Here is a 2,641-nt window from a genome sequence, read left to right as displayed (position 1 = left end):
CTCCCACCACCTGACTGATGATCTTTTGCAGCGTGCTGTAGGCAGGGATTGCGATCTTCTGCCCCGAACAATATTCATTGGCCGCATCGAAGAGGTGCCTAGGCGCTGTCCAGGCTCTGGCTTGCTGGGATAAGTAATCTCTCAACGCCGCTCCATGGTCTTTGACATTCCAGCGCTGGTAGTTGCAGAGCTGGAAAACACGTTGGTAAATCCGTTCGTTCTCTTTTGGCGTGAGATTAAAGGGTCTACAGCCTGGGCCTGGTAGAACGGTTTGATAAACGTATTTGAGGTCCTGCTTGATCTGATGAAAGCCGGGATTCAGCACCACCGGCTTGGCTTTGAAATAGCCCAGCAGTACCACCAGCATGTAACGCTGGCCCCGATGACGGAGGCTTTTAGCGATCGCCAGTTCCTTATCGTTCAGCGAGAAAAAGAAGCGTTGGTCGGCGGAGGTGAAAGCGGGGGGTCCATATAACTCATCTTGTTCTGCCTCGGACAAGATTTGGACACGTTCTTCGAATGCCATGGATTTAGCCCAAAAAGACTAAATCTTACTCAAACAGAGCCCAAATAGGGATCTCGAAAAAAGTAATACCCCTCTGGAGGCCACAGACGGCGGGGCCTCCAGAGCACTTTGTCGTTTTTGGACGGAAAATCCCTAGAACCCCTCAAAGAAAAATCTTCTCCACCCTAAAGTTACAATCTCGATACGATAAAATACATCTCGTTTCCTAATTTCAATTTTTGCATGATTCTCAGATCTGACCCAACAAGATCATTCTCGAACTTAACAGTGTAATTCTCTTCCATCCCAACATCTCTCCCACTTATAGTTTTAATAGGAAAAGAGATCACAGCATTTTTGTATTTCCACTCTTGAAGAATTTTCAAACCAGAGGCCTCTTCCTGCCGATCGAGTAGAGTATATAGCTTGAACATAAGTAGAAGATCACTCTCGCCTGACGGATCGGATAATATATCTCCCTGTTTGACAACAATACCCTCTGGGGCGTTAAGCGTTCTCAACGAGTGTTCGATCGCTTCGATCATACCTTTATCAAGATCGAAACCTATGTATTGCCCAAGCATGCCAGCCTCCGTAAAGAATGGAAAAGAAAATGGATTCAAAGCGCAACCTGCATCGGTGATACTTGTTGGAACCCCTGTTACCTCAAAGATCTTTTGGTAAAGCTCATCGTAAGCCACCGTTCGCTCATTTGTTGAAGTGTGCAAGTTCAATATTTTCAGGCAGATCTCTTTTTCCCACTCCGTACGAGTTGCTTCATCCGTAGTTGGATTTGGTATCTCATGAATTATCTTCTCAATCTTCTTCTCCAACCTTTTCCCATCGATCCCACCAATATAAGCACCATATGCTTGATGCAATTTCTTGCGAACCTCCTTCTCTAGCTGCTTGGGAGGGTATCGATCGAAAAGCCTCTCAGTTACACGTCGTACAGTTGGTGGATAAAGTGTGGAGTATTTACCACTTGTGAGTACTTTGGCTGTTACTTCTTCGATATAATTATCGTTGGTTTTCATATATGGTCTGTGAAAAAGGATTATTTTAATCCTAAATTCCACGTGTGTTTTTTATTAGCTTCAAAAATCACTATTTCACGAAGAATTTAGACTGCTTCTCACACATTGTAACATTATTTACAACCACCTTTCAATCATTTTTGATAAATCATTGATTTCATCTTTGCTGCAATGATACTTAATAAACTCTGCAAGTTATCCACAGAGCAACACTCAATTTTATTGATGATATTCTTATTATACCAGACATTTTTGGTGATGCTACCAACTTGCTGATTTAGTGTATAATGGTGTTTTTGAGGTGCTCCCGTGGCTTCAGTCTCCGTCTGCTGTCCCTCCTGTTCCGCTACTGAAGGCGTGATGCGTAATGGCAAAAGTACTGCCGGGCATCAACGTTATCTCTGCTCTCACTGCCGTAAAACATGGCAGCTCACCTTCACTTATGCCGCTTCTCAGCCCGGTACACACCAGAAAATCATTGATATGGCTATGAACGGCGTCGGTTGCCGTGCCACCGCACGACTAATGGGCGTGGGCCTCAACACCATTTTGCGCCATTTAAAAAACTCAGGCCGCAGTCAGTAACCTCCCGGATACAGCCGGGCAGTGATGTCATTGTCTGTGCGGAGATGGACGAGCAATGGGGCTACGTCGGTGCAAAATCACGTCAGCGCTGGCTGTTTTACGCGTATGACAGGATACGCAGGGCGGTGGTAGCCCACGTTTTCGGTGAACGCACTATGGCCACACTGGAGCGTCTTCTGAGCCTGCTGTCAGTTTTTGACGTGGTGGTATGGATGACGGACGGCTGGCCGATGTATGAGTCACGTCTGAAGGGAAAACTGCACGTCATCAGTAAGCGTTACACGCAGCGAATTGAGCGACACAACCTGAATCTGAGACAGCATCTGGCAAGGCTGGGCAGGAAGTCCCTGTCGTTCTCAAAATCGGTGGAGCTGCATGACAAAGTCATCGGGCACTATCTGAACATAAAACACTATCAGTAAATTGGAGTCATTACCGTGTCACAGATGCGAAAAAGCAATTAAGTGCATATTTTGAGTTTTATAATTTGAAACGACCTCATTCGAGTCTAGAC

3 protein-coding genes are annotated in these 2,641 nt (G+C 45.6%); 1 reads left to right on the top strand and 2 read right to left on the bottom strand.

Annotated features, from left to right (window positions below):
* Positions 1 to 526 (bottom strand): DUF4158 domain-containing protein (locus tag SJ312_RS23095; RefSeq protein ID WP_319868404.1); only part of this gene is annotated, 526 nt, incomplete at its 3' end.
* Positions 527 to 696: 170 nt separating this feature from the next.
* Entirely contained in the window at positions 697 to 1,542 is an 846-nt protein-coding gene (locus SJ312_RS23090) for an RmtC family 16S rRNA (guanine(1405)-N(7))-methyltransferase (RefSeq protein WP_000855769.1), read from the bottom strand.
* Between the two features lie 309 nt (positions 1,543 to 1,851).
* Between SJ312_RS23090 and SJ312_RS23085 the strand changes: the two genes are divergently transcribed.
* A protein-coding gene (locus tag SJ312_RS23085) for an IS1 family transposase (protein WP_223174630.1) occupies positions 1,852 to 2,549 on the top strand; the annotation gives its coding sequence in 2 pieces (ribosomal slippage) (positions 1,852 to 2,101 and positions 2,101 to 2,549; 699 coding nt in all).
* Positions 2,550 to 2,641 lie beyond the last annotated feature (92 nt).

Source organism: Providencia sp. CIM-Carb-044 (assembly GCF_033901115.1).
GTDB classification, from domain to species: domain Bacteria; phylum Pseudomonadota; class Gammaproteobacteria; order Enterobacterales; family Enterobacteriaceae; genus Providencia; species Providencia hangzhouensis.
This window is presented reverse-complemented; position numbering and strand designations above follow the sequence as displayed.